We start from the raw sequence: 621 nt of genomic DNA on the forward strand, positions 1-621 counted from the left end.
CATCCCCGGATCAAAGCTTGCTTACAGCTCCCCGAGGCTTTATCGTTGTTCGCCACGTCCTTCGTCGGCTCCTGGCGCCTAGGCATCCTCCGTGTGCTCTTTGTAGCTTAACCTAGACTTTTCTTTCGCAGAAAGAAAATGTCGATGTTCAATAAAGAGTGATTTTTGCCAAAGGCAAAATATCTTTCCTTATCTGCTACCTTTATTTCACTTGTTTACACAAGATCAGCTTAAAGGAATATTCTAAAACGCAATTTCGTTTCGGTATCCAGTTTTCAAGGTGCAATTCGCTTCGTCGAAGCGAAGCCTGATGAATATTTCGGTTCCACACGATGTGTGAATGAAACATTCGTCGAAACTTGAGAGTTTGAACTCTCAAAACTGAGCAACGAGTGAGTAAGTTCAGGATATCCATTTCATTCACACGAACGTGATGAACCGAATTGAATATCCGGTCGCAGGTACATGTACCTGCTGATTTGAATGTTTCCGTTGCAGGAAACGATTCTCCATAGAAAGGAGGTGATCCAGCCGCACCTTCCGATACGGCTACCTTGTTACGACTTCACCCCAATCATCTACCCCACCTTCGGCGGCTGGCTCCTTGCGGTTACCTCACCG

At 45.7% G+C, this 621-nt stretch carries 2 rRNA genes; both read right to left on the minus strand.

The features are described 5' to 3' along the window. Positions 1–113, minus strand: a 23S ribosomal RNA gene (locus MMB75_RS26045); the annotation flags it as partial. Positions 114–515: 402 nt separating this feature from the next. Further along, positions 516–621: ribosomal RNA gene (locus MMB75_RS26050) — 16S ribosomal RNA — on the minus strand; the annotation flags it as partial.

Source organism: Paenibacillus sp. P2(2022) (genome assembly GCF_029522175.1).
Classification (GTDB): Bacteria; Bacillota; Bacilli; order Paenibacillales; family Paenibacillaceae; genus Paenibacillus; species Paenibacillus polymyxa.